Source organism: Syntrophobacterales bacterium (assembly GCA_031274925.1).
GTDB lineage: Bacteria > Desulfobacterota > Syntrophorhabdia > Syntrophorhabdales > Syntrophorhabdaceae > PNOM01.
Map to the genome: position 1 here is coordinate 1 of JAISPL010000030.1, position 22,298 is coordinate 22,298.

22 protein-coding genes and 3 pseudogenes are annotated in these 22,298 nt (G+C 49.9%); 17 read left to right on the plus strand and 8 right to left on the minus strand.

The window, feature by feature from the left end; all coding sequences use genetic code 11:
* Positions 1-175: 175 nt before the first annotated feature.
* The 5 genes from thyX to nifU form a co-directional block, all read right to left on the minus strand.
* On the minus strand, positions 176-907 hold the full coding sequence (thyX, locus tag LBQ00_05460) for an FAD-dependent thymidylate synthase (GenBank protein MDR2018304.1): 732 nt from the start codon (positions 905-907) through the stop codon (positions 176-178).
* Positions 908-915: 8 nt separating this feature from the next.
* Positions 916-1,578: a thiamine phosphate synthase gene (gene thiE, locus LBQ00_05465; GenBank protein MDR2018305.1), complete on the minus strand. Its 663-nt coding sequence runs from the start codon at positions 1,576-1,578 to the stop codon at positions 916-918.
* An 8-nt stretch (positions 1,579-1,586) separates the two neighbouring features.
* Complete coding sequence (gene thiM, locus LBQ00_05470; protein MDR2018306.1) at positions 1,587-2,417, minus strand: hydroxyethylthiazole kinase; 831 nt, start codon at positions 2,415-2,417, stop codon at positions 1,587-1,589.
* Between the two features lie 103 nt (positions 2,418-2,520).
* The gene (gene nifS, locus LBQ00_05475) at positions 2,521-3,696 is read right to left on the minus strand and encodes a cysteine desulfurase NifS (GenBank protein ID MDR2018307.1); all 1,176 of its coding nucleotides are present in this window, start codon (positions 3,694-3,696) and stop codon (positions 2,521-2,523) included.
* Complete coding sequence (gene nifU / locus LBQ00_05480) at positions 3,693-4,529, minus strand: Fe-S cluster assembly protein NifU (GenBank protein ID MDR2018308.1); 837 nt, start codon at positions 4,527-4,529, stop codon at positions 3,693-3,695. Before nifU ends, nifS begins: the two co-directional genes overlap by 4 nt.
* A 1,181-nt stretch (positions 4,530-5,710) precedes the next feature.
* On the opposite strand from nifU, the pseudogene LBQ00_05485 reads away from it, so the two are divergent.
* The 4 genes and pseudogenes from LBQ00_05485 (at position 5,711) to LBQ00_05500 (ending at position 9,036) form a co-directional block, all read left to right on the plus strand.
* A pseudogene (locus LBQ00_05485) lies at positions 5,711-5,879 on the plus strand (transposase).
* 17 nt (positions 5,880-5,896) lie between these two features.
* Positions 5,897-6,373: an RICIN domain-containing protein gene (locus LBQ00_05490; protein MDR2018309.1), complete on the plus strand. Its 477-nt coding sequence runs from the start codon at positions 5,897-5,899 to the stop codon at positions 6,371-6,373.
* 330 nt (positions 6,374-6,703) lie between these two features.
* Entirely contained in the window at positions 6,704-8,653 is a 1,950-nt protein-coding gene (locus LBQ00_05495; GenBank protein ID MDR2018310.1) for an RICIN domain-containing protein, read from the plus strand.
* A 118-nt stretch (positions 8,654-8,771) separates the two neighbouring features.
* Positions 8,772-9,036, plus strand: a pseudogene (locus LBQ00_05500) (Tn3 family transposase).
* Positions 9,037-9,077: 41 nt separating this feature from the next.
* On the opposite strand, the gene LBQ00_05505 reads toward LBQ00_05500, so the two are convergent.
* Positions 9,078-9,446 (minus strand): hypothetical protein, encoded by a 369-nt coding sequence (locus LBQ00_05505; protein MDR2018311.1) that lies wholly within the window; start codon positions 9,444-9,446, stop codon positions 9,078-9,080.
* Between the two features lie 527 nt (positions 9,447-9,973).
* On the opposite strand from LBQ00_05505, the gene thiE (LBQ00_05510) reads away from it, so the two are divergent.
* Genes thiE (LBQ00_05510) through thiH form a run of 4 tightly spaced genes read left to right on the plus strand, consistent with a single transcriptional unit; the run spans position 9,974 to position 12,583 of the window.
* Positions 9,974-10,570 (plus strand): thiamine phosphate synthase, encoded by a 597-nt coding sequence (thiE, locus tag LBQ00_05510; GenBank protein ID MDR2018312.1) that lies wholly within the window; start codon positions 9,974-9,976, stop codon positions 10,568-10,570.
* On the plus strand, positions 10,560-10,757 hold the full coding sequence (gene thiS / locus LBQ00_05515; protein MDR2018313.1) for a sulfur carrier protein ThiS: 198 nt from the start codon (positions 10,560-10,562) through the stop codon (positions 10,755-10,757). The genes thiE (LBQ00_05510) and thiS overlap by 11 nt, the downstream gene beginning before the upstream one ends.
* Position 10,758: 1 nt before the next feature.
* Complete coding sequence (locus tag LBQ00_05520; GenBank protein ID MDR2018314.1) at positions 10,759-11,535, plus strand: thiazole synthase; 777 nt, start codon at positions 10,759-10,761, stop codon at positions 11,533-11,535.
* Positions 11,528-12,583 carry a 2-iminoacetate synthase ThiH gene (thiH, locus tag LBQ00_05525; GenBank protein ID MDR2018315.1) on the plus strand — a complete coding sequence of 352 codons (1,056 nt, stop codon included), beginning with the start codon at positions 11,528-11,530 and terminating at the stop codon, positions 12,581-12,583. Before LBQ00_05520 ends, thiH begins: the two co-directional genes overlap by 8 nt.
* Positions 12,584-13,174: 591 nt before the next feature.
* Here the strand turns inward: thiH and LBQ00_05530 are convergent.
* A complete protein-coding gene (locus LBQ00_05530) occupies positions 13,175-13,432 on the minus strand; it encodes a hypothetical protein (GenBank protein ID MDR2018316.1) in 258 nt (85 codons plus the stop codon).
* A 324-nt stretch (positions 13,433-13,756) separates the two neighbouring features.
* On the opposite strand from LBQ00_05530, the gene LBQ00_05535 reads away from it, so the two are divergent.
* The 9 genes and pseudogenes from LBQ00_05535 (at position 13,757) to LBQ00_05575 (ending at position 20,825) form a co-directional block, all read left to right on the plus strand.
* Positions 13,757-14,701, plus strand: coding sequence for an ABC transporter substrate-binding protein (locus LBQ00_05535; protein MDR2018317.1), 945 nt, complete (start codon positions 13,757-13,759; stop codon positions 14,699-14,701).
* Positions 14,685-15,431 (plus strand): ATP-binding cassette domain-containing protein, encoded by a 747-nt coding sequence (locus LBQ00_05540; protein MDR2018318.1) that lies wholly within the window; start codon positions 14,685-14,687, stop codon positions 15,429-15,431. Before LBQ00_05535 ends, LBQ00_05540 begins: the two co-directional genes overlap by 17 nt.
* 5 nt (positions 15,432-15,436) lie before the next feature.
* Positions 15,437-16,183 (plus strand): ABC transporter permease, encoded by a 747-nt coding sequence (locus LBQ00_05545; GenBank protein MDR2018319.1) that lies wholly within the window; start codon positions 15,437-15,439, stop codon positions 16,181-16,183.
* 84 nt (positions 16,184-16,267) lie between these two features.
* Complete coding sequence (gene menA, locus LBQ00_05550) at positions 16,268-17,140, plus strand: 1,4-dihydroxy-2-naphthoate octaprenyltransferase (protein MDR2018320.1); 873 nt, start codon at positions 16,268-16,270, stop codon at positions 17,138-17,140.
* A gap of 410 nt (positions 17,141-17,550) precedes the next feature.
* Positions 17,551-17,703, plus strand: coding sequence for a hypothetical protein (locus LBQ00_05555; GenBank protein MDR2018321.1), 153 nt, complete (start codon positions 17,551-17,553; stop codon positions 17,701-17,703).
* Positions 17,704-18,411: 708 nt separating this feature from the next.
* Positions 18,412-18,876 (plus strand): DNA-binding protein, encoded by a 465-nt coding sequence (locus tag LBQ00_05560; protein MDR2018322.1) that lies wholly within the window; start codon positions 18,412-18,414, stop codon positions 18,874-18,876.
* 703 nt (positions 18,877-19,579) lie between these two features.
* Positions 19,580-19,918: a cupin domain-containing protein gene (locus tag LBQ00_05565; GenBank protein MDR2018323.1), complete on the plus strand. Its 339-nt coding sequence runs from the start codon at positions 19,580-19,582 to the stop codon at positions 19,916-19,918.
* Between the two features lie 134 nt (positions 19,919-20,052).
* The gene (locus LBQ00_05570; protein MDR2018324.1) at positions 20,053-20,325 is read left to right on the plus strand and encodes a hypothetical protein; all 273 of its coding nucleotides are present in this window, start codon (positions 20,053-20,055) and stop codon (positions 20,323-20,325) included.
* A 342-nt stretch (positions 20,326-20,667) separates the two neighbouring features.
* A pseudogene (locus tag LBQ00_05575) lies at positions 20,668-20,825 on the plus strand (integrase core domain-containing protein).
* A 162-nt stretch (positions 20,826-20,987) separates the two neighbouring features.
* On the opposite strand, the gene LBQ00_05580 reads toward LBQ00_05575, so the two are convergent.
* The gene (locus LBQ00_05580; GenBank protein MDR2018325.1) at positions 20,988-22,298 is read right to left on the minus strand and encodes a TldD/PmbA family protein; all 1,311 of its coding nucleotides are present in this window, start codon (positions 22,296-22,298) and stop codon (positions 20,988-20,990) included.

Consider the following 22,298-nt stretch of genomic DNA (forward strand, 5'->3'; position numbering starts at 1 on the left):
CATCATCTTGGAAGATTTACACGGCGAACCAAGATTATATCCAAAAAAGTTGCGATGGTGGATTTGACGTTCAAATTATGGCAAATGCTGACGTTGGAGTCTTGGTTTGAGAAATACCAGGCAATGGCATTATCTATCTATAAGTGAAAACTCTCAAGTAAAAGCCTTACGGGCATCATAACAAACTGCGGAAGCGCTTCCTGACCTCTTTCATCCTCCCGCAGGAATAGGCTCCTTCAGGACACGGGCCTTTTACGCAGCTCGGGCCGGAAAATGCAAAGAGGGTGGGTGCTACGTTCCTGGCCAGCTTCAACATTTCCGTGGCCATGCGCCTTATTTCCCATTGGGCCCGGTTGCAGCACCTCTGCGCGAAGAAATGAAGAAGCTCGCGCGCATTCATGGTGACAATGATCTTGGTCTCAGCGGCATTAGGCAGGACGAACCGTGCGTCCTCACGGACGGACTCACCTTTAAGCCCCTTCTCTTCAAGTCTGGCGACCAGATAATTATAGAATTTTTGAGTCTCTTTCATAAAAGTTTTGAAACGGGTTCTCATCTCCTCGTCGTCATCAATGACTGGCGGTATCACATACTGGAATCCTGCGGTCTTGCTCACATATCTCTGGGACTGTTGACTGTATGACGCAAGCCTGTGTCTCACCAGTTGGTGAGAACAGGTCCTTGAGATACCCTCTATGGCAAAGGTGAATGAAACATGCTCGACTGGGCTCATGTGGCCCATTCCCATGAGTTTGTTGAGGAAGGCCTTTGCCTGACCGGCCGGTATCTCGCCCTTCAGCGTATCAATACCTCCGGAGCGGTAGCACAGGCGCGCTGCGGCCGCCACCGTCCCTTCCGGTTCAGGTGTGTGGCTAATTAACAGGACTTTCAGCTTCGTCTCCATCATTTGGCCCCTCACGCTCCGATCTCTTCAAGCAGAAGGCGGCACGCAGAGGGAATGTTATCCGACATGGTAATGGCGGTAACCACGGCTACACCGTGGGCTCCCGCATCAATAACGTATCGGCAGTTGTCACGCGTAATCCCTCCGATCCCTATGACCGGAAGTCGGGTACAGTTTCTGATACGCATTATACCTTCAAGGCCCGGGTAGTATCCCACATCTTCCTTTGTTGTGGTGGGGAATACCCCGCTCACCGCCACGTAATCAATGCCGTCTTCTTCTCCTCGGATCGCTTCTTCGACGGTTTTTACGGACAGCCCGATGATGGCATCTTTTCCCAGCATTTTTCGGGCTTCCAGGGGGTTAATATCGTTCTGGCCGATATGGACCCCATCGGCGCCTACGGAAGATGCCACTTCCGGCAAATCGTTGATAATCAGAAATGCGTCATATGCCCGCGTCAGTTTCAATGCTTGTGAGGCCAGACCGATGAATTCCTGTGCGGGCAGCCCTTTTTCCCTTAACTGGATAATTCTGACGCCTCCCTGCAGGGCAAGGTCTACCTGTTCAAGCACGTTGTAGCCTTTGTTGAGGCGAGGATCTGTGACGAAATAGAGCCGGTAATCCTTAAGGGTGGGCTTTCCTGTTTTTCGGTGGGCCGCCTTCATTGCCATGTCGACACTCATTCGCACACAGGTCTTATTCGGAGTTTTTCGATCATTACATCTTCCGAAAGGTTATAGAGGGCGTCGTACAAAGCCACCTGAAAACTTCCGGGCCCGTTCGACATACGGGCCGCTTCCTCTCCTGCGAGTCCGTAATATCCAAGAGCCGCGGCCGCAGCGACCAGTGGGTCAGGCTCAACTGCCGCGAAACATGAGATCACTGCTGTGGCTGCGCAGCCTGTGCCGGTGACTCGGCCGAACATGGGATGTCCGTTCAACACTTCCAGTGCCATGTCGCCATTACTGACGAAATCTATTTCTCCGGTAACGGCGACCACCTTTCTCAGCTTGGCTGCCAGCCTGTGAGCCCCGGCCCGTACGCTGTCTACCATCTCAAGGGAATCGACGCCGCGGATCTTTATGTCTTCCGTGCCCGCAAAGAGGGACATGATCTCCGAAGCGTTTCCCCTCACAATGGAGACAGGTACTTCTTCCAGAATCTTTAACGCTGCCCTGGTACGGAGAGGTGTGGCGCCGGAACCGACAGGGTCCAGAATGATTGGCGTCCCCGCCGCACCGGCTGCTTTTCCGGCCATAATCATGGAATCAATCCAATGGCGGGTCAGCGTCCCGATATTTAGGTTGAGGGTGCTGCTGAAACCGGACACGGCCTCCATCTCTTCATGGGCGTGGGCCATGATAGGGGAAGCGCCCACTGCAAGGGTCACATTGGCGGTACTGTTCATCACCACGAAATTGGTTATATGGTGAACCAATGGTTGCCGTTTTCTGATCTCGCGCAGAATTTCAACCGTTTTTCTCGATAATTGATTTGCATCCATATTCATATATGCGCCCTGCCTGAAGGTTTTTGCCGTTAGGGGTATTATCCATCATGTTCCGCTCGGAAGTCCTTTAACTCACTTTCCGTAAGGAACCGTTGCCTTCCTGCTAATTCGTACAGACGCAGCCCTCGGTCCAATAGGGGGACATGCTCCTCAGCCTTTCAATAATTGAGGGAAGCTTTTCTATTACTAGGTCGATATCCTCGTCGGTGTTGTAACTGCTGAGACTGAACCTAACCGACCCATGCGCCATCGTGTATGGTACACCCATGGCGCGCAGCACATGGGAGGGCTGCAGCGATCCAGAAGTACACGCGGACCCAGATGATGCGCAGATGCCGAACTGATCCATCAAGAGAAGGATGCTTTCTCCCTCGACAAACTCGAAACTGATATTCGTCGTGTTGGGGAGCCGCTCCGCCTTCCCTCCGTTAACCTTAACATTGGGGATGCTGGTGATGAGTTTGCTTTCAAGTTTGTCGCGGAGCTGTCTTACCCTCGTGCTCTCTTCTTCAATCTTCAGGGCCGCAAGCTCGCATGCTTTTCCGAGGCCGATTATATTCGGCGTATTTTCGGTGCCGCCTCTCCGTCCCTTTTCCTGGTGGCCGCCTATCATGAATGGTGAGTATCTTGTCCCCCGGCGGACATAAAGGACGCCGATTCCTTTCGGGGCATGAAGTTTATGGCCGGAAAAGGAGAGCATGGAGATGGCGTTCTCTTTCATGTTGATGGGTATTTTGCCCACGGCCTGGACGGCGTCGGTATGGAAAACGATGCCTTTTTCCCGTGCGAGGCGGGCTGCCAGTTCGAGGGGGAAGATGACCCCGGTCTCATTATTGGCCCACATGAGACTTACTGCCGCCGTGTCCGGAGTGAGGCTTTTTTCGTACTCATCCATATCAAGGTTTCCTTCTGTGTCAACGGCAAGTTCAGTTACCCGATACCCCTTATCCCTCAAATGCTCGCAGAGGACTTTTACGGCCGGGTGTTCCACTCTGCTTGTCACCACATGGCGCTTCTCGGGATTGACTGCCAGCGCAGATAGAATAGCGGTGTTGTCGCTTTCTGTTCCACAGCTGGTAAAGACAATCTCATCAATCTCCGCCCCAATCAGGGCTGCCACTTTCATCCGCGCCTCACTCAGTTTTCTTGCCGCCTGCCCCCCAAAGCTGTGCATACTTGACGGATTTCCATAGATTTTGCTGAAATAGGGCATCATCTCATCAAGGACCTCTGGGGCGACCATGGTAGTGGCGTTGTTGTCAAGATATACTGCTTTCATGGGGACACCTCCTCGACAACGAGTTCAGGTGAGACGAGTTCGCGCAATTTGATTTCCACAAATCCTTTTAACGTGAGTTGGGATGCCTGACATACCGCGCATGCTCCTCTGGTAGCCACGAGTACCCTGTTTCCCACGATATCGACAAGTTCAATGTCGCCTCCGTCATGCTTCAGAGACGGACGTATCTCTTTATCAATAGTCTCCTCAATGAGCCTGATTTTTTGGATATTCGTTAGCCTGGACTTTTCTGTTGCCGGTATCTCCGGTTTGGTCTGGGTATAGATGCTGTCGATTATAGCCTGTATCTTTCCGTGGCAGTTTTGGCACCCGCCTCCCGCTTTTGTGTAATTTGTTATCTCCTCCACCGTGGTGAGGTGGTTTTCACTGATCGCCTGTTTGATCTCTTTATCGGTCACCCCGAAGCACTCGCATATGATCTCCCCTTCTTTCTTGGGAGAGGCGCTTCCCCGATAATTGTCGATTGCTTTTTCGAGAGCTTCCTGTCCGAGTACCGAGCAGTGCATCTTTTCGGGCGGCAGCCCCCCAAGATATTCGGCGATATCCTGGTTCGTGATCTTTCCGGCCTCTTCGATCGTCATGCCTTTGACCATCTCAGTAAGAGCCGAGGCGGATGCAATGGCGCTGGCGCAGCCGAAAGTCTTGAATTTGGCGTCTATTATCCGCTTATTTTCATCTAACTTGAAAGTAAGTTTCAAGGCATCACCGCAGGCGATGGATCCCACATCAGCAATGCCGTCCGGATTTTCTATTTCACCCACATTGCGTGGATTTAAGAAATATTCCCTTACTTTGTCGGTATATTCCCACATGACGCACACTCCTTTAGAAAATAACGTTTCGTAATATACGAGAGCCGCTCCTCGGCATAGCGGCTGAGTACGGACTTCAAGCCTGAAATCCTTGCGGAGCCGTATATCGATATCTTTACCACAGGTTTATCTCTCCCGCAATCTCTTTACGGCAGTCACTATAGCCCCTGTTTTCTCGGAGTCAATGCGGGAATCGCACCCACGCCTCCCGTAAGTATAGTATATATATGGTATAGGCTTAATGTGTCAAGAATTAGAGAAGGTGCGGACTAACCGATCATCCTGTGCACCGTCGGCCTGATCAAAAGAAGAATCCAAATGCATGATTTCTTTGATCATGTGCCGTTGGAAATGAGACAGGCAATGATATTATGGAAAAGTATGGAGACGAAATAGAACGCTGTCCTTTCTCCGGCAACGACCGTTGGAATGAAAGATTTGATAGTTATCCACATTGTATTGAAATTTCTTCCTTGTTCACCCTTCCACATTAAATATGGTTTGGGTCACGTGTAAATCTTCCAGGCTCAAGCATCCATAATATTTCTGATGAAACCATAAGGAGATTTTCCTTTGTATTGTTTTTCAGTTATAATCATTATTTTGATTCTATCACTATAATTATTTAGTGTTAACAGCACATAGAAAGCCACAGTCTTTGACTTGTATCGCTGTCGGCCTTAAGCGCTGGCCGTTCTTTACTGATTCTTCGCTTCCCCATTTCCTGCATTTCATAATGGCACCACCATTGGCGGCATTATATAATATTGTCATTTTGTCGGTAACAGTCTCTATTTATTTTTAAATTCTCTACTTCCTGAAATAATTCCAGATATTTTTGCATCCAATATTCTGATGATTTGTGACGTTTTTTCTTGACAATATCCATATATTACCGTATATTATATTTTATTTAAATTTTTAAATAAAGGATTTAGATGAGAGCACAGCACAGCACAGCACAGCACAGCACAGCACAGCACAGCACAGCACAGCACAGCACAGCACAGCCATAATTTTCCTCTCTGTATAAAAGAACAACATAATATTCTGCTCACGCAGCAACAGGGGCAGTATATCCCTCTGAACCTGTCTCCAAGCATGCCTCTCGGCGTTAGCGAGGCGACCTATTATCGCTGGCGTAAGGAATAGAATGTGGGAAAAGCCTGGGGCTGGATATACTCAAGGTCAAAACCATGTTCATCAAGCTGGGCAACCCATGAGAGAATGGCTGCAACGAGTCATTCAATGGCAAGATGCGGAGTGAACTGCTGAATGGCGAAATATTTTACACGCTCAAAGAAGCTTAAGATATTGATTGAACAGTGGCGCTGCCATTACAATACCATCTTAAGGAGGATACACAAATGAAAAACATGAAAAGAATTATGCTGTTAGGTTTGTTGTGTGCGGGCTTTGGCATGCTTGCGTTGGGTGGCTTCAATGTCTGCTATGGGGCAAGCGTGATACACAGCGGAACTTGCTTAGATGTCGACGGCGGTCGTACTGCCAACGGCACTGTTGTCCACATATGGCAATGCCAGGCGGGAAACCGTAACCAGGATTGGACTTTTGATAATGGCAGGATAGTCTGGACGGGCACCAATAAATGTTTAGATGTCGACGGCGGTCGCACTGCCAACGGCACCAAGGTCCAGATTTGGGATTGCCAAAACGGAAACACCAATCAGCGATGGTCTCTCGATACTAATTTTCCTGGCAAAATAGTCTGGATGGGTGGCAAATGCTTAGATGTCAACGCCGGTGGTACGGCCACTGGCACCAAAGTCCAGACTTGGGACTGCATGGCGGGGAACGATAACCAGCAATGGATCGTTAAGTAACTGCGCGAAAGGGTTGACCTGCCGGGCCGGACCCAGCGGCAGGCGTGAACAGGGGGGGGGGTGGTGGTGACCTCTCCCCTGTTTTCTATGGGCAGCGCCTTATGAATTGGCGGCAATTGGTTTCCCGCCAATTTAAGCGCAGGGGCGAAGTCCAAAGTTCCGAGCCAATCCCGAGATGTCCGGTTAAGCTCGGATTATTTCTGAAATAACGGTGAACAGTAGCAACCAGCTTCTAGCAGGAGGATAGACATGAACAGATTGGCATGATTTTGTTTATGCGCATTAGGTATTTCCATCTTTGCCGTCCACAGCGTCTGCTATGGGGCAAGCGTGATACACAGCGGAACTTGCTTAGATGTCGCGGGTGGTGGCACCGCCAACGGCACTGTTGTCCACATATGGCAATGCCAGGCGGGAAACCGTAACCAGGATTGGACTTTTGATAATGGCAGGATAGTCTGGACGGGCACCAATAAATGTTTAGATGTCAACGCCGGTGGTACGGCCAACGGCACCAAGGTCCAGAGTTGGGATTGCCAAAACGGAAACACCAATCAGCGATGGTCTCTCGATACTAATTTTCCTGGCAAAATAGTCTGGACGGGCACCAATAAATGTTTAGATGTCAACGCCGGTGGTACGGCCAATGGCACCAAAGTCCAGACTTGGGACTGCATGGCGGGGAACGGTAACCAGCAATGGACAATCGGCGAGTTGAACCTCAATCCACCCGCCAACAGCGTTAAAGCCGTGCATGGGAACACGGATTGGAACATCGACACAGCCAATGCGTTTCTCTTCGGCAAGAACATGGCGGGGAGCCAGACCACGCAACACTATGCGCCTAACACTTGGAGCAAGACACACAGCCACATCGGGCTGACAAACACTTCAAAGTATTATTACGACAAGAGCCGCGTGAGTACAGGCGCCGACACCGATGTCTTGAACGGGATCGACCAGACGATGCTGTTTTTTTATACCGGCCACGGTAACCCCACGATCTGGAACACGCTGGGCGATAATGCTACCCAAAGTTCGGTGTTGTTGGCGAATTCCAATGGCGGAGGCAAACTCCGCTACTACTGGCAATGTTCGTGTGCGGTTTTTGCCCACGGCCCTGAGACTTGCACACCGAGGGGTACTTTCAGCTACTCTTGCCCGAATAAGTTCAACGGCGCTGCTGACTCCGTTTCTATGCGCAACGTCTTCCAGCGCTGGGGTTCTGCGCTGAACAGTTCCTTGCGCATGGCCTGCGGGGGATCCACCTCAATGTATTGCAATACCGACCAGGTGGATCGGGTGTGGAGCAACTACGCACGCGGTTATACCGTGGCACAAATGTTCCTTGACGGATTCGGCCAGGGAGGGGCGTATGGCGTTGTCCCGCTGTGCATCACAATGGGTGGCGATGACATTACCAAGACGCCTTTGTATGACACCAGCTTTACCAATGCGCCAAACACCTCTGGCAACACTCACTACCATCTGATGTATCCTGCGGGAACTCAACAATCGAGTTCAAACCAGCTGTCCGCAAGGCAAATCACGCAGCAGTTACCCAAGTTCAAGGTGGCCCAGGCCACGCCGCCACCCAAGCTGGTCAAGGCGCTGAGCACGTCCGGAACGTCCTTGGAGGTAGCCTCCCCGCTGCTGGCCGGCGGTAAAGCCAGGTTGGAGCGTGTTTCCGGCACCGGCGCGTTACACCTTGATTCCGGGCAAATCGCCAAGCCAGGCAGAAAAACGCTCACCGAAAAGGAATATATCAAACATGCCGCGAGCTTCCTCAGCGAGCAGGAATGGAGCGAGCAGCAAACAGCCGAGCCGATGGTCACCCGCTACACGACGGTCAGTATGCCGGTGGCGGGCCAGCCGTCCGAGATGCAAGAGACTCAGGCCGGCGTGACCGTCCAGTACAAACGCGTTGTCCAGGCTGGTGGCGCGTCACTCGAAGTGCTTGGCACGGCCGGGACCATCCGCGTGCAGATGGACAATGAAGGAACCGTGCTGAGAGCCACGAAGCTTTGGCAAAAGCTTGAGCCAATCAGCTCGTCCTTCGCCGTAAAGGACTTTGAAGCTGCGCGGGCCGAAGCCATGAAACAACTCCACGCAGCGGACAGCTATCAACTCAACCAATGGAAGCTGGGCTATAGGCAGGTGTCCGTTGGGGCCGATCAGGACGAGCTGAGGCCTGTGTACCAGTTCGCCTTTGTCCCGGCAAAGCAGCACGACATTGAGCATCCGCCGCAACTCATTGAGGTGTCCGCACTGAAACAGTAACAATTGTTCCAGTGAAGCACGAAACGGGCACTTACTCATCTTTGGCAGCGATAGAGATGAGTAAGTGCCCGTTTCGTGGTGGTGGCATCCGCAATTTGTCGAGAAAGTTAAAGAGCAAGTTGACTGGATGCAGAACGTTTAGTTGCGCACGCCTTGTGCAGATTGGTTGAATAATGGCGAAGCACAAAAACGCGCTGGTCCAAGCCGCAGCCGTATTCTTGAACCGGCTCGGTGAAATCTGTGACCGCAATTTCGAGAATCAGCGTTGCCGCGCGAGCGACCGCAACTTAGTGGTGGCCGCAATCATCATGTGGAACACTGTCTGCCTGGAACGGGCAGTCCAGGCGCTACGTGACCCAGGCAAGAGTATTGATGAGCGGCTGTTCCTGCATCAATCGTAATATCATTTGTTGATTCTCATTTTCTACGAACCTATCAGCGAACTTTTCTGCGACCCTAATGTTCTCCGCCGGTGTAACAATGTGGCACTTATCTTACTCGGCGATGCCTGAAACAAAGGCTCTGGCTTACCTGTATCCTTACAGATTGTTGTTATTCGCTCAATTCCTCGCCCCCAAGTTTCAATGCAGCCCGCCCGGTAAAACGCATAGGCGATTTTTGGATTATAAGGGCAATACCTGCGTTTTTTCAGTAAATTGGCGGTTGTCCAGTTCTCCGGCAGCCTGCCGTCGTTGTAAACAATAACGCAGTCGGGAAACACTTTAATCTGTATCGGTATGCCTGTCGTATAATCGCGATGAACAATAGCAGCGGAGCTTATTTTGTCTGACAAAAAATATTTTCTATACAAAGCATATCTTTTCTCTCCATTGACCGCGGTTAATCACGATTCAGTTTTTATCGTATTTCGCGTCATAAAAATACTCAATTTCACGCTGAATCTCGCCGCCTGTCAGCATTTTGCGACGGGCCAGTCTCTCTCGCGCTTTTTCGTGAGCACGCGACGCCAGTGGGGTTTAGTGAGCCGGACATGCTAAAGTTCTTGCCCGATGAATATCCAGCCCGACCTATAGCGAGCGTTTGCCGTCCTCATTTTGGCTGGCGCCTGGTGCATGTGTATGCCGTATGCCACCAATAAAATCATCTCCGTTTGAAAAAGGAAGGCAGCGTTCACGAAAGGGACGACGTTGATGATAGCAATAAAATCGTGACGGTTCTGACCAAATTATCTTGCCTTGAAAGAAGGCATCACGGTGTGGATCCAGTTTATAGTGGTCTTGCAATGATAGTATAGCACTGGGTTTATTTTTGAGCAGATTTGCGATATAAATATGATCCGCCATGCGCCGGTCTGGAAAAATGAAGAAAACACCTTTTGAAAAAGATATTTATATTATCTCCGACAGGGTCGATGTGCTGAAAGAGGCCGTGGAAGATGGGGCTGCCATCGTTCAACTCCGTGACAAATCAGGAGACAAACAGGAAATTTTGAGGAAAGCTTTGGAAATTGTGGCGTTCAGGCAGGTCAGGCCCTTTATTTTTATTCTGAACGATGACCCTGAGCTTGCGGTGAAAGCAGGTGCGGACGGTGTTCACGTGGGCCAGGACACGTCTACCGAGGAAACCAGAAGAAAGATGAGTCCTGACATGATATTGGGCAAGACGACGCACAACCTTAAACAGGCGAGGCAGGCCATTTATGACGGCGCGGATTATATATCGGTGGGACCCGTACACGCGACACCCACAAAACCTGGAAGACAAGCCGTGGGACTCTCGTACGTGAGAGAGGCAGCCGAAAATCTCAATATACCGTTTGTGGTGATTGGTGGGATTGATCTTACAAATATTGATGACGTTCTTGACGCAGGGGCTAGGACCGTGGGAGTGGTGAGGGCCTGCGGCGATACCAGGGAATTACTTGCCAGGGTCAAGGGTAAAAAAATTGAAGATTAACGTAAACGGCAAAGCCGTTGAGATATCGGAGAAGACCACTCTATTGGAATTCGTTGAAGTGCGCGGAATACGGGATGGCGTCATTGCGGAGCTCAATGGGCGGGTTGTGCCAAGGAATGTGTGGGCTGACATGGTGCTTTCGGACGGCGACTGCCTAGAGATGGTATCTCTTGTGGGAGGGGGTTAGGATGCGGGATGTGTTGACGATAGGAGGCAGAGAGCTTTCGAGTAGGTTTCTGCTGGGGACAGGGAAGTTCCAGAGTAAGGAGAAGATGAGAGAGGCCATTGTCCGTTCTGGTACGGGGATCGTAACTGTGGCGCTCAGACGTATCGACCTTGAACAGAGTGATGAAAATATTACTTCCTTCATCCCCCAAGAGGTAATCCTCCTGGTGAATACATCCGGCGCGAGGAATGCGAAGGAGGCGGTGCGGATCGCCCATATTGCCCGTGAAGCGGGATACGGAAATTGGGTGAAAATTGAAGTCATAAACGACAGTCGATATCTGCTGCCGGACAACGCTGAGACGGTCAAGGCTACCGGGGCCCTCTCGGCGGAAGGATTTGTGGTTCTTCCCTATATGAGTCCTGATCTCTATACAGCGAAAGCTCTGGTGGAGGCCGGAGCGGCTGCTGTCATGCCCCTGGGTTCTCTGATTGGTTCTAACCAGGGGCTTAAGATGAGAGTGCTCCTCGAAGTGCTCGTTGAAGAGATTGGGGAGGTCCCCGTTATCGTGGACGCAGGGATCGGGCGTCCCTCCCATGCGGCGGAAGCAATGGAAATGGGCGCCGACGCTGTACTCGTAAACACTGCGGTGGCGGCAGCGGGAGACCCTGTGGCGATGGCGGTTGCGTTTGCGAGGGGCATAGAGGCGGGTAGAATGGCTTATCTGGCCGGGATGAGCGGTGAGCGGAATTTGGCCAGCGCTTCATCGCCGCTCACAGGGTTCCTCTACGATGAATAGAAGGTTTTCAATTAACCCGCTGAGGCTCACTATTGACGACCTCGACCATGTATTTCACTCGGAAGACAGGGGAGTGCTTGAGGACCTGGCCCAAGCAGCCCAGGCATTAACGCGACAGCACTTCGGAAGAGCAATCAGTCTCTACGCTCCGCTCTACATATCGAATTACTGTCAGAACGAGTGCGCATACTGCGGATTTCAGGCGGCCTCTACCGGCATTGCGCGAAAAAAACTCACCTATGAGGATATTGACAGAGAATGCAGGGCCCTTGCTGCCACTGGCATTAGAAGCTGCCTAATCCTTACCGGGGAATCCCGCTTTCACTCTCCTCCGTCGTATATTAAAGAGGCGATAACCATCGCACTCAGGCACTTCCCAAATATTACCCTTGAAGTATACCCGCTCGAAACAGAGGAGTACAGGGGACTGTATTACGCCGGAGCCGACGGGGTGACACTATATCACGAGACATATGACAGGAATAGGTACGATGAACTGCATCTTTCGGGGCCGAAGAAGAACTACGGTTATCGCTATCAAGCCCCGGAGAGGATAGCCAGGGCGGGGTTCAGGCATATTTCTATGGGAGCACTTCTGGGACTCTCGGATTGGCGGGAAGATGTTCCCCAGTTCTTTAGACACATCCGTTACATGGAAAAAAGATACCCTGGCGTTGAATATACTCTTTCCTTCCCCCGGTTGCGCCCCGTGGCTAACGATGATTGCCGTTACTTTGAGGTGCCTGACCGTGATATGGTTAAGATTATGTGTGCGGGGCGGCTCCTGTTTCCACGCGCCGGGATCAATCTTTCCACTAGGGAGGATGCGTGTTTCAGAGACCGGATTATTGATTTCGGAGTCACCAAGATGTCGGGTGGTTCTCTCACCACCGTAGGTGGATATAGTGATTGGCAGAATACATATGAAAAAGGTCAGTTTGACGTCCATGACCGGCGAAGCGTGGATGAGATCAAATCCATGCTCATAAACAAGGGGTATGATCCCGTATTTACGGACTGGCGTAATATTGCAAACCAGAACCTGTAAAGCAAAGATGTACCGGATTTTCAGGTATTCTTATTAAGCCTCCCCCCCATCCGCCGCACCCCTTCATGCCGCCCGAGGCAATCAAGGCGGGCATCATTTGCGCACAGATACTTCCTCCACGCCTATACCAAGACGGGGCATGGAGAGGGGCTTGGCTCTCTCTTTTTCAATTAGGGTAAGGCAGATGGTATAGAGGATGTGCATATCGCTATGATGGTAAGCCAGGTGGCCTTTTGGGAGTGATGATCTATATTACTCTCTGCAGGTCTAATTCTAAGCCCCTTAAGAGGCGCGTGCTTCCCAATAGTCAGTCGTAAACCCGGGATACCACGCCGCCAAGCGGTGGGGAAGTTCATTCAATAAGCTGATCTTTGCGTCTTGCGCTTGGCCTGTGTCATGGGAAATAAAACAGAAGAGCGTCTGTGCCGCCTGAGGTTAGGCAGGAAAGCTTTACAGAGCGACCAGGGACAAGCGTTACAAAATCAAAGGCGTAACCCACACACGCGAATCCAGACGTGAAGACTGATCCGCAAAAAGAATGAGACAGATAGGTGAATAATGCTGGCTTGGCGGACCCGCTATTCCCGCATTCTATGTGTCGAATAGCATCTTTTGAACCTGAAGCCCTTTTATCGCCTTTAATTTCCCCTCTACTTCGGTGTAAGCCTTATCGTCGCCAAATAACTCAAGGAGAATCAGTCCTGTGGGGGAGCATAGGTTTTCCGTCGCTTCATGGAGGCCGACCCTCGTCTTGATATTGCAGCCATAGTCCGTAAGTACCTTCTGAATCTGCTGGGCATTTTCAACCCGGTTAGTCACGAGAAGACCAAGAACACATCGTTTTGCCATTGAACCCTCCTTTTTTGGATAGTTATTTGCCCCTTAATCAAGTAATAGCGGCTTCCATAAGATACTTATTCTATCACATGCCCGGACTGTTTGTCCGGGTCTTTTTGTGAGAATAACAGTCAAATATATTACCCCTTTCCCCCATGATATTTGTCCTTGCCTGTCGATTTGGTCTTGCTTTATTCTGTCCATTGTCTGATCGCAAGAGAGAGAAGAGGGAGGGGAACAGGGGGGTTGGGGACCTTGATTATATTGCCCTTTCGTGATAAAGTAGCAACCGTTGGTTTGGGCGTCCAGAAGCGGACAGGACTTGTGGAGGAGTAGATGATAATTCGCAAATGTACAAGTTTTCTTCTGTTGGGGATATTTTTTCTGATTCCTTTACTTGCTTGTGCGGCGGCCGACATCCGGTTCGGCACGTTGCCGGTGATTCAGTGTCTTCCAGTCTTCGTGGCCGCCGAGAGAGGATATTTCAAAGAGCAGGGTATTACCGTGGAACTTGTCCCGTTCAATTCCTCCCTTGAGAAAGATGTGGCTTTTACGTCGGGACAGATATCGGGGTATTTCGGAGATATCCCGACATGCATGGTGCTAAGCGCCAATAAAGTACCTATCAAAATAACGGCTGTGGTCCACAATACGACGAAAAGTCAGAGAATGTTTGCCCTTGTTCTAGCGCCTAAGTTTGCGGGCAGGGAGCTTAAAGATGTTGTTGGCAATGGCGTTGCGGTCAGTTCCAATACAGTTCTTGATTTTCTCACGGGAAAGTTTTTTTCCATAAAAGGCATTCCCATCAATCAGGTGAAAATGGTGGAGATAAAGAATATCCCCATCCGCTTGCAGATGCTCATGGTGGGCCAGGTGGCGGTGGCGGTTCTTCCTGAACCTCTGGTCGCGCTTTCCGAAATGAAGGGCGGAAAAGTACTGATGGACGACGGCGGGAAAGGATGGTCGGCAACGGTCCTTTCGTTCCACCAAGGATTTCTGAGCCAGCAGCCCGATAAAGTAAGGTTGTTTCTCAAGGCCGTGGCAAAGGCTTCGGACTATATCAATAAGAACCCCAAGGACGTGCGGGCCGTGATGAACCGAGAGTGCAGGATACCGGGTCAGTTGAAGTCCGGCTTCCCGGTACCGGAATTCTCCAAACTTGTCCTCCCCACTTCTGACCAGGTAGACGATGTATATCGCTGGCTCTATCAGAAAGGGACGATCAAGGTGGGAGTAGTAGTACCGTACATGCAAGTGGTGGCAGATGGCTACCTCCCATGAACTCCTGCGGGTGGACGGTCTCGGCAAAACCTTTCTTGGCGGACCCGGCCCTAAGGTCGTACTTAGAGATATCGCATTTGACCTTTCCCGTAAGGACTCTCTTGCTATTGTAGGGCCTTCGGGATGTGGGAAGACAACGCTTCTGCTTATGATTGCCGGACTGATCCCTGCGACAAAAGGGGGCGTATGGCTGGAAGGAGAAGAGGTTGCAGGACCATCCAAAAAGATTGCCTTGGTGCTTCAGCACTATGGACTTCTGCCATGGAAGACAGTGGAGGATAACGTGTCTCTTGGCGCGCGGCTCCAGAGAATCGCGGTCCCTGACGGGGAGTTGCAGGACGTGAAGAGAACGCTCGGTATCGAAGGTCTTGATCATCTTTATCCGGCCCAGCTTTCCGGCGGCCAGCGGCAGCGCGTCGCCCTTGCGAGGGCGATACTTCTCAGACCAAGCCTGTTGCTGCTTGATGAGCCCTTTGCCGCAATTGACACGATCACTCGGGAACGACTCCAGAACGGTCTGCTTGCTGTATTCAATCAGAGACAGTTCAGTTTTATTATCGTAACCCATAGTTTCGACGAGGCGGTTTTCATGGGAAAGAGAATCATGGTGTTTGACAACGAGATGGGCATTGCTACAATTCTTAATAATCCCGCAGCAGGCGACCCCGAATACCGGAGCAGTCCCGAGTTCTTTCGACGGAACCTTGAGCTGAGGAAAGTTCTCGAATAACCGGCATGAAGAAACGGCAGTTTTTCGCCTATGCAACCACGGTCCTTCTCATATATGTTCTATGGTATATCCTCGCGCTCCTTTTGGGAAGCTCCCTTTTTCCCGACCCTGTGCTGGTTTTTTCTCAAGGTGTGCAAGAGATAGGAGAGAACACGTTCTGGGGGCATGTAGGCGCCAGTATGTTCCGCATATTTATGGGGCTTTTCATCGCCTTTATCATGGCTGTTCCCTTAGGGTTGTTCTTGGGGAGCAACCCCAGCTTCGACCGCCTTTTCGCGCCCCTTATCTATCTGGGCTACCCCATCCCGAAAATAGTCCTCATGCCCATTATCTTCGTTCTTTTCGGATTAGGGGATACGAGTAAAATAGTCCTCATTACCATGATTATTTTTTTTCAACTTCTCATTACCACGAGGGATGCGGCCCGGTCCATCGATACCGAAGTGGTCTATTCCCTGAAATCTCTGGGAGGAAGCCGCCTTGACTTCTATCGTCACGTCGTGTGGCCTGTCTCTCTGCCGGGCATATTCACGTCGCTTCGTATTGTCACAGGTACTGCAGTGGCAGTCCTTTTTTTTGTTGAGTCCATAGGGACAAATGAAGGTTTGGGTTTCTACATCATAGACGCATGGGGCAGGGCTGATTACGCCACCATGTTTGTAGGCATCATTGCTCTCTCTGTGATTGGGATTGTCCTTTATGAGGCTTTTGACATCCTCGAAAGAAGGTATTGCAGGTGGAAAAATGTGTAGAATGGAAATTAGTTATCCTTTTTTGGAAGAGGGAGACAATAAGAGTATCGTTGTAGTGAAATTGGTTTGCGCGGGGGAAAGGCCATGAAGCTGAAGGCTTGGATACAGGCGAGCCGTCCGCCGTTTTTCATTACCACTCTTATGCCTCTTGTAATTGGATGGGTGCTCGCGAAAGACGGGGATTCGCACGGGTTCAAGTTTTTCCTGGTTATAATCGCGGCGCTTATGGTCCATCTCGCCACCAACCTTGCCAACGACTATTTCGAGCATAAAGAGGGGACCGACGAGGGGGAGGCGATCGGTGGGTCGAGAGTCATACAGGAAGGGAAGTTGTCTCCACAAGCCATTCTTAACGCCATCATCGTTCTCTATTTCCTTGCTTTTGTTGGAGCTTTTTACCTGATGATTACCTATGATCTTTTTGTGTTATCCCCTATGATAATCTTTGCGTCCTTAAGCAGTCTCTTCTATGTGGCGCCGCCTGTTCGGTACGGGTATCGTGGCCTTGGGGAGGTGTTTGTGGGGATTAACATGGGACCGATCATGGTATTGGGGACGTATTGGGTAATGACAGGCCGTGCTGATTTGAGGCCTCTGTTCGTATCTATCCCGGTGGGTCTCATGGTGGCGTCAATCCTTTACTACCAGAGCCTGCCGGACATGAAGACGGATCGTCAGGCCGGGAAGCGTACCTTGGCAGTGAGACTGGGGAAGAAGGGCTCTTACCGGGGACTCATATTCTTTTTTATCGCCATTTATGGATCAATTGCGGCGCTGACACTGGCTGGTTTCCTCTCTTGTCTTTCGGGCCTCTGTCTTTTGGGTGTCCCTGTTTTTTTGAGGATGTTAGCCATAGTAAGGAGCACGGATGATTGGGTTCTCCTCGACAGATACGGGAAGTACATACGAATCCTCTACTTCATAAACAGTCTTGCCATAGTGGCGGGGACGGCTTAAGGGAAGGGCGCGCTGTTCCTTGGAATACTGTCGTTGGAGTGGACTACACATCTTCCGGGTCGGACCAATCCTGCCCGCATGAGGTACAGGAATAAAATCCGATATTTATCTACTTCATTGAACCTGTTCACGCTTTCCACGAGTTTGATCTTGACTTTTGCCGCACTGCAGAAAGGACATACGGTAGACATTCTGCTATGACGGGATTTATCTCCATTCTTGAGTCCGTGGAATGATCCAGCAGATGAGAGACGCGTCTCCATAATTGAAGCTCTTCTTTATCGCTTTGCATGATCTTCCTCCTTTTGAAAGCCGAAATCGTTTTATGCAGAGATTATTGCATTCTCTTTTAAGGAACCTTGCCTTACTCTTCAAAAACTCTTTTACGATGCACTTGGGATGACTTATATTTGAAACTGACACGCAAAGATAAAGTGATTATTCTCGTCATCATGAGTCTTCTCGTAAGGTTCGTAGTGGGTGCGGGTGCCGGGATAAAATTCAGGATCAGGGATATGGTCTCAATGAAGACCGAAACGGTATTATACTCCTCCACAATATAAAAGATATTCTGGGAGTCATAGCGGACCTGAGGGAATTACCTGAAGGTTGGAGCGACAGGCGAGCAGGCCGAGATGATTCGCCGACAGATCAAGAAGCTTGAAGAGCCTTTTCGGGTGATCCCGCCGCCCGGTCACTATTGGCCGACTTTGAACCGCATGCGCGCTGTCATAGGTAGGTCTGCTATGGCGAGAGGCATGGATTGCCAACAGTTTGTAGCCTGCTTATTTGTTCCGTACTCTTCAGGTTCGAAAATGCCTGTCAATAGTGCATTCCTGTTGTTCATAGCATGAGAGTCGAAGTAACTACGGAAAAGGCACATAACTGAGCTTGCAAGGGTCCACCGGTATTTCATACTATGCCTATAGAATGAATATAACTGGTGCTTTCAGTGCTAGTTGGAGCGCAAGGAGAAACTTAGCTGATTCGAACCTAAGAGAGCAGGCGGTGCTATAGAGTTCTAGAAGAGTATTAGGAGGCCAAGGAGATCAGGTATTACAAGCCCGCCTCATGCCCTGCCATGGAAGACTAAAATACGGAATGACAGCCCATCCGGCGCCCATATAAGGTTGACGGCAGGTACAATAAAGTATATAAAAAATAAATGCTTAAGGGCCTTGGACAATCAAGGATGGCTTGTTGTCTTGTTCTGCCATGGTTTAAGTTAAAGAAAGGCAGGCTGATGGTAACTTTCGGCAGAAAATGAGGGAATGATGAAACGGTTCATGATTGTACTTGGATTATTGATCTTTGTGCTGACTTTGTTTGGTTTTCCGAAAGTTGCCGTGGCCCGGGTCAAGCCATGGACGGGCAGCAGGGGTTGGGGACTTGATGCTCCGTATTGCTGTCTTTACAGTATCAAAACCATGGAGACCGTTGAAGGCATCGTGGTCACTGTTCAGCGTTTCATTCCGCGGAGAGGTATGTCGGCGGGCGTGCATCTGCTCGTGCGCGTGGGCATTGATATAGTTGATGTTCACCTGGGTCCCGAGTGGTACTTGGAGAATCAAGATATCACTATTCAACCAAAAGATCAGGTGGAAGTGAAAGGATCCAAAGTGTCGTTCCGCGGTCAGTCGGCAATAATAGCCGCTGAAGTCAGAAAGGGTGACGATATACTCAGGATGAGGGATGAGAATGGATTCCCTGCTTGGATCGCCTGGCGTCGGCGTTAGAAACTTTCTTATAATTCCCCGCCTTTTCCCTATCCTCCCGCTACCACGGGTTGGTGATATAGTCCCGCACTTGAAAACAGTCTGCAAGAGCATCATCAAATGAATCGAATAGATGCAATATACTGCGCAGCCGAGATTTGGGTCAGTTCCAGAAACGTTCAATCAAGTTTAGTTCCGGCGAATAAGGATGATTGGACCTCTTTCAAGTGCGTTAGCTATATTCCATTGGGATACGCTTATTTGACAAGGTTTAACCATTATATTTATAATAATCCAAGGTGTAAAAATTGCACGGCGAGTTTAGATAAATTTTCTACAAATTGCCCAAATGGGCTTCTACCGAGGAGGTAGAATTATTGACAACAAAATATTTTACGGCTTAGGTCATTCAAAATACCTGTGCAATTTTGGACAGGTATCGACTTGACCCATGATACCGGCAAACTGCTGTTAGGTCTGAGAGTCGTGCAATTTTGGACACTTGTTTATAATGATGATGATCTTTATTGATTATCGGGCAGTCTGAGAGTCGTGCAATTTTGGACACTTGTTTATAACGATTCCCCCTGCCACCACATCGCCAATAAGAGACATATCGGAAATTCCAGCTAAATAAGCGACAGGCGAGACGGACACAGACGAGGGATGAATAATCATTACACGCTCAGTAATCGAAAATTTATAATTTCAAGGAGGTATACTAATGTCAAACAACGTAAAAATGGACGCTATGTTCATAAAACATCCAACGCAAGAGGGGGTGTTTCTGAAGCACTTTTTCTGCAAAGAGGACAACGACAGACTAAATAATCTTGAGGTCAACATTGTACCCGGCTTTCAAATTGCACCGCATGCCCACGAAGATAGTAGCGAGTTTTTCTATGTGGTGAGCGGTCAGGGAGAATTTATGGATGATACCGAAGCGAAGCCTATCAAGAAAGGGGATGCTTTCAAGGCTCCGCAAGGCATGACGCACTCTATCAAAAATACAGGCAACGAAACTTTAGTATTGTTTTCTACATTCAGCCCCGCCACTCGATAAGTGCAGTCCCCCCCCCTTTTTAACCGGACACTCATAAATCCAAAAATAGGTTGTAGTCATGTCCCATAGTTGTTCCCTTCTTAAGTGAAGGTATAGTATACGCCATACCTCAAAGGGACTAAACAGCCTGATAATTGTACTATAACCAGGGGAAAAAGATATATGAACCCGGTAGGGAGTGTCAGTGCAGAGAAGGAGGTATTTCTCGGCGGAGCAGAAAGGAGGAAGCAGAACTTCCGGGCAGCTCTATCTCATCGGTGGCAAGAAAGTATGAAGTCCATCCCAACCAACTCTTCATCGTAGCTGAGGGATCGGAAGAACTTGTCGTTCTAAAGCAACTTAAAGCTGAGATCAGAGAGCTTCAGAGACTTTTGGGCAAGGTAGAGATTGATCCGCATTGCCCGTGAAAAAAACTGATCTCACGCATGCCATTTATAAAGAAGGACGAGAATCACCGATGCCATGGAAGTATCCCCAACCCGATGATGAGAAGTACATCAATGAGAGGCCGACCTACGGGTAGGAGAGTGACTGTCCGTTCCGGATAAACCACAAGAAAGTCTACGACCAATAACCTTCTCCCCCCTAATACACGGGAGACTTCATGAGCATATGCTGGTGCTCCGACAGAGAGGATTGCCACCAATAAGAGGATCACCGCGGAGATGATCACAGAATACCGCTTGGCTTGAGACCAGGTTCAACTGGTCCTGCTATACTGCATATCTCTGAATCTAACGGTATGGCCTAAGTCCTTAGCCAAGACGTTTAAGAGAGACTATGTATCTCTCTCCATGACCTATCCGATGAGGTAACGGTAATGGAAATACTCTCTTCCTGGTTTGAAGATTACAACGAGAATCATCCTCACAAGGGGCTTAAGATGAAGCCACCGAGGGAACACAGGAGAGCAGCAGATAAGTTAGAAAGGCGTGGGGGTGATGGAGGGGTGCTCCACAAGTGCGTTAGCTATAATTTGAAAGTTCCCTGCAGCTTGCTGCAGGGAACTTATTTAAGCGTCTTTGAGCCGCCGGAGATGCTATGAGATGCTATATAAAATGCCCTATCTTCATATGCCGCTGATCTTGAGATTTTCCACATAGAGGGAAGGGGAGCCGTGGGCGCCGTAAAACGTGAGGTCCGTCCCGACCCCCTTTACATTGGTGAGAAGCTCAAAGAGGTTACCCGATAAAATTACCCCCGTAAAAGGCGTTGTGGAGCCGTTTTTTTTCAGGTATCCCGTGGCTCCGAGAGAAAAGTCGCCTGTAATCGGGTTTGCCGTATGGGTGCCCATGAGCTCTGCAATGATTACGCCTTCAAGGGGCCGGTCATTCAGGTCATGTTTACCTTTCATAATATGGAACCCCCGCGGAGCCGAAGCGGGAGGATCTTTCAAGCCGCTCCTTACCGAGTTCCCCGTCGAAGGTTTGCCGAATTTGCGCCCGTAGTAAGTGTCATAAAGGAACCCGTTGAGGATTCCTTCGGTTACTACCGGGTTTACTCTGCTTGTCGTTCCCTCGCCGTCAAAGGGGAAAGTTCCCATCCCAGTGAGTCCGGAATCGGTGATGGAGACGAGAGGAGAGAAGCATCTCTTTCCCTCTTTATCGGCAAGACGCGTCTTCTTCTTATAGAGGTTCTCCGCGAGAAAGGAGCTTGCAAGGATATCAAGGAGATCACACGAGGCGCCGGGAGTAAGAATTCCCTCATAGATCCCGGTATTGATCTGTTTGCTTGAAAGGAGGGAGACGGCCCTGCCCGCTATGGTTCTGCCAAGGGATGCGCCGTCAAGGGCCCGCAACGAATGGGCCCAAGACCAATCAAACCATGATGCTTCGTCAGCGTCCTTGGCAACGCACATAGCCATGAGGGTGTAAAGAGTCTTTTTTGCTTCCGCCCGGACTCCCCTGGAATTGAGGATTACGGTCTCAATCTCTGTCTCTTGGAGCTCACAGTTTCTCGTGGTCTTGATTCTTGCGTCGTGTTCAAGGATGGTGCGTTCCATATCCATTAAGAGCGCCACCTTTTCACGGTCATCCGTGGAGAGACCTTTGCTGTCGTAAATCTCTGATTCCTGGCAAGGTACGGTCATTTCGGGAAAAACTCTGTCACGATCCTCCTCAAGAAACGGAAGGATCGTGGCGGTGTTGCTCGTGAGCGAGGCAATCGCTTCCTTTCCTTCGTCAAAGGTGTATGAGAAGACCATTCTGCCGCCCTTGACCGCTCTCATGGCCACCCCGGTCTCCTCTTTTATCTCTGCACTGGCTATCTCCTTCTCGCGGCTCTCATATTTCTTTATCTTTTCTTTGAGAAAGAAGAGCTCATAATCATCGAACGCTGCTTTTACGCCCTTTTCGATTCTTTTAATTTCTTCGTGATTCAT

Coding starts and splice junctions, on each gene's coding strand:
- thyX (MDR2018304.1), bottom strand. CDS start 907: ATGATGGAGACGAAGCTGAAAGTCCTGTTAATTAGCCACACACCTGAA.
- thiE (MDR2018305.1), bottom strand. CDS start 1,578: ATGGCAATGAAGGCGGCCCACCGAAAAACAGGAAAGCCCACCCTTAAG.
- thiM (MDR2018306.1), bottom strand. CDS start 2,417: ATGAATATGGATGCAAATCAATTATCGAGAAAAACGGTTGAAATTCTG.
- nifS (MDR2018307.1), bottom strand. CDS start 3,696: ATGAAAGCAGTATATCTTGACAACAACGCCACTACCATGGTCGCCCCA.
- nifU (MDR2018308.1), bottom strand. CDS start 4,529: ATGTGGGAATATACCGACAAAGTAAGGGAATATTTCTTAAATCCACGC.
- LBQ00_05490 (MDR2018309.1), top strand. CDS start 5,897: ATGAAAAACATGAAAAGAATTATGCTGTTAGGTTTGTTGTGTGCGGGC.
- thiE (MDR2018312.1), top strand. CDS start 9,974: ATGAAGAAAACACCTTTTGAAAAAGATATTTATATTATCTCCGACAGG.
- LBQ00_05520 (MDR2018314.1), top strand. CDS start 10,759: ATGCGGGATGTGTTGACGATAGGAGGCAGAGAGCTTTCGAGTAGGTTT.
- thiH (MDR2018315.1), top strand. CDS start 11,528: ATGAATAGAAGGTTTTCAATTAACCCGCTGAGGCTCACTATTGACGAC.
- LBQ00_05530 (MDR2018316.1), bottom strand. CDS start 13,432: ATGGCAAAACGATGTGTTCTTGGTCTTCTCGTGACTAACCGGGTTGAA.
- LBQ00_05535 (MDR2018317.1), top strand. CDS start 13,757: ATGATAATTCGCAAATGTACAAGTTTTCTTCTGTTGGGGATATTTTTT.
- LBQ00_05540 (MDR2018318.1), top strand. CDS start 14,685: ATGGCTACCTCCCATGAACTCCTGCGGGTGGACGGTCTCGGCAAAACC.
- LBQ00_05545 (MDR2018319.1), top strand. CDS start 15,437: ATGAAGAAACGGCAGTTTTTCGCCTATGCAACCACGGTCCTTCTCATA.
- menA (MDR2018320.1), top strand. CDS start 16,268: ATGAAGCTGAAGGCTTGGATACAGGCGAGCCGTCCGCCGTTTTTCATT.
- LBQ00_05560 (MDR2018322.1), top strand. CDS start 18,412: ATGATGAAACGGTTCATGATTGTACTTGGATTATTGATCTTTGTGCTG.
- LBQ00_05565 (MDR2018323.1), top strand. CDS start 19,580: ATGTCAAACAACGTAAAAATGGACGCTATGTTCATAAAACATCCAACG.
- LBQ00_05580 (MDR2018325.1), bottom strand. CDS start 22,298: ATGAATCACGAAGAAATTAAAAGAATCGAAAAGGGCGTAAAAGCAGCG.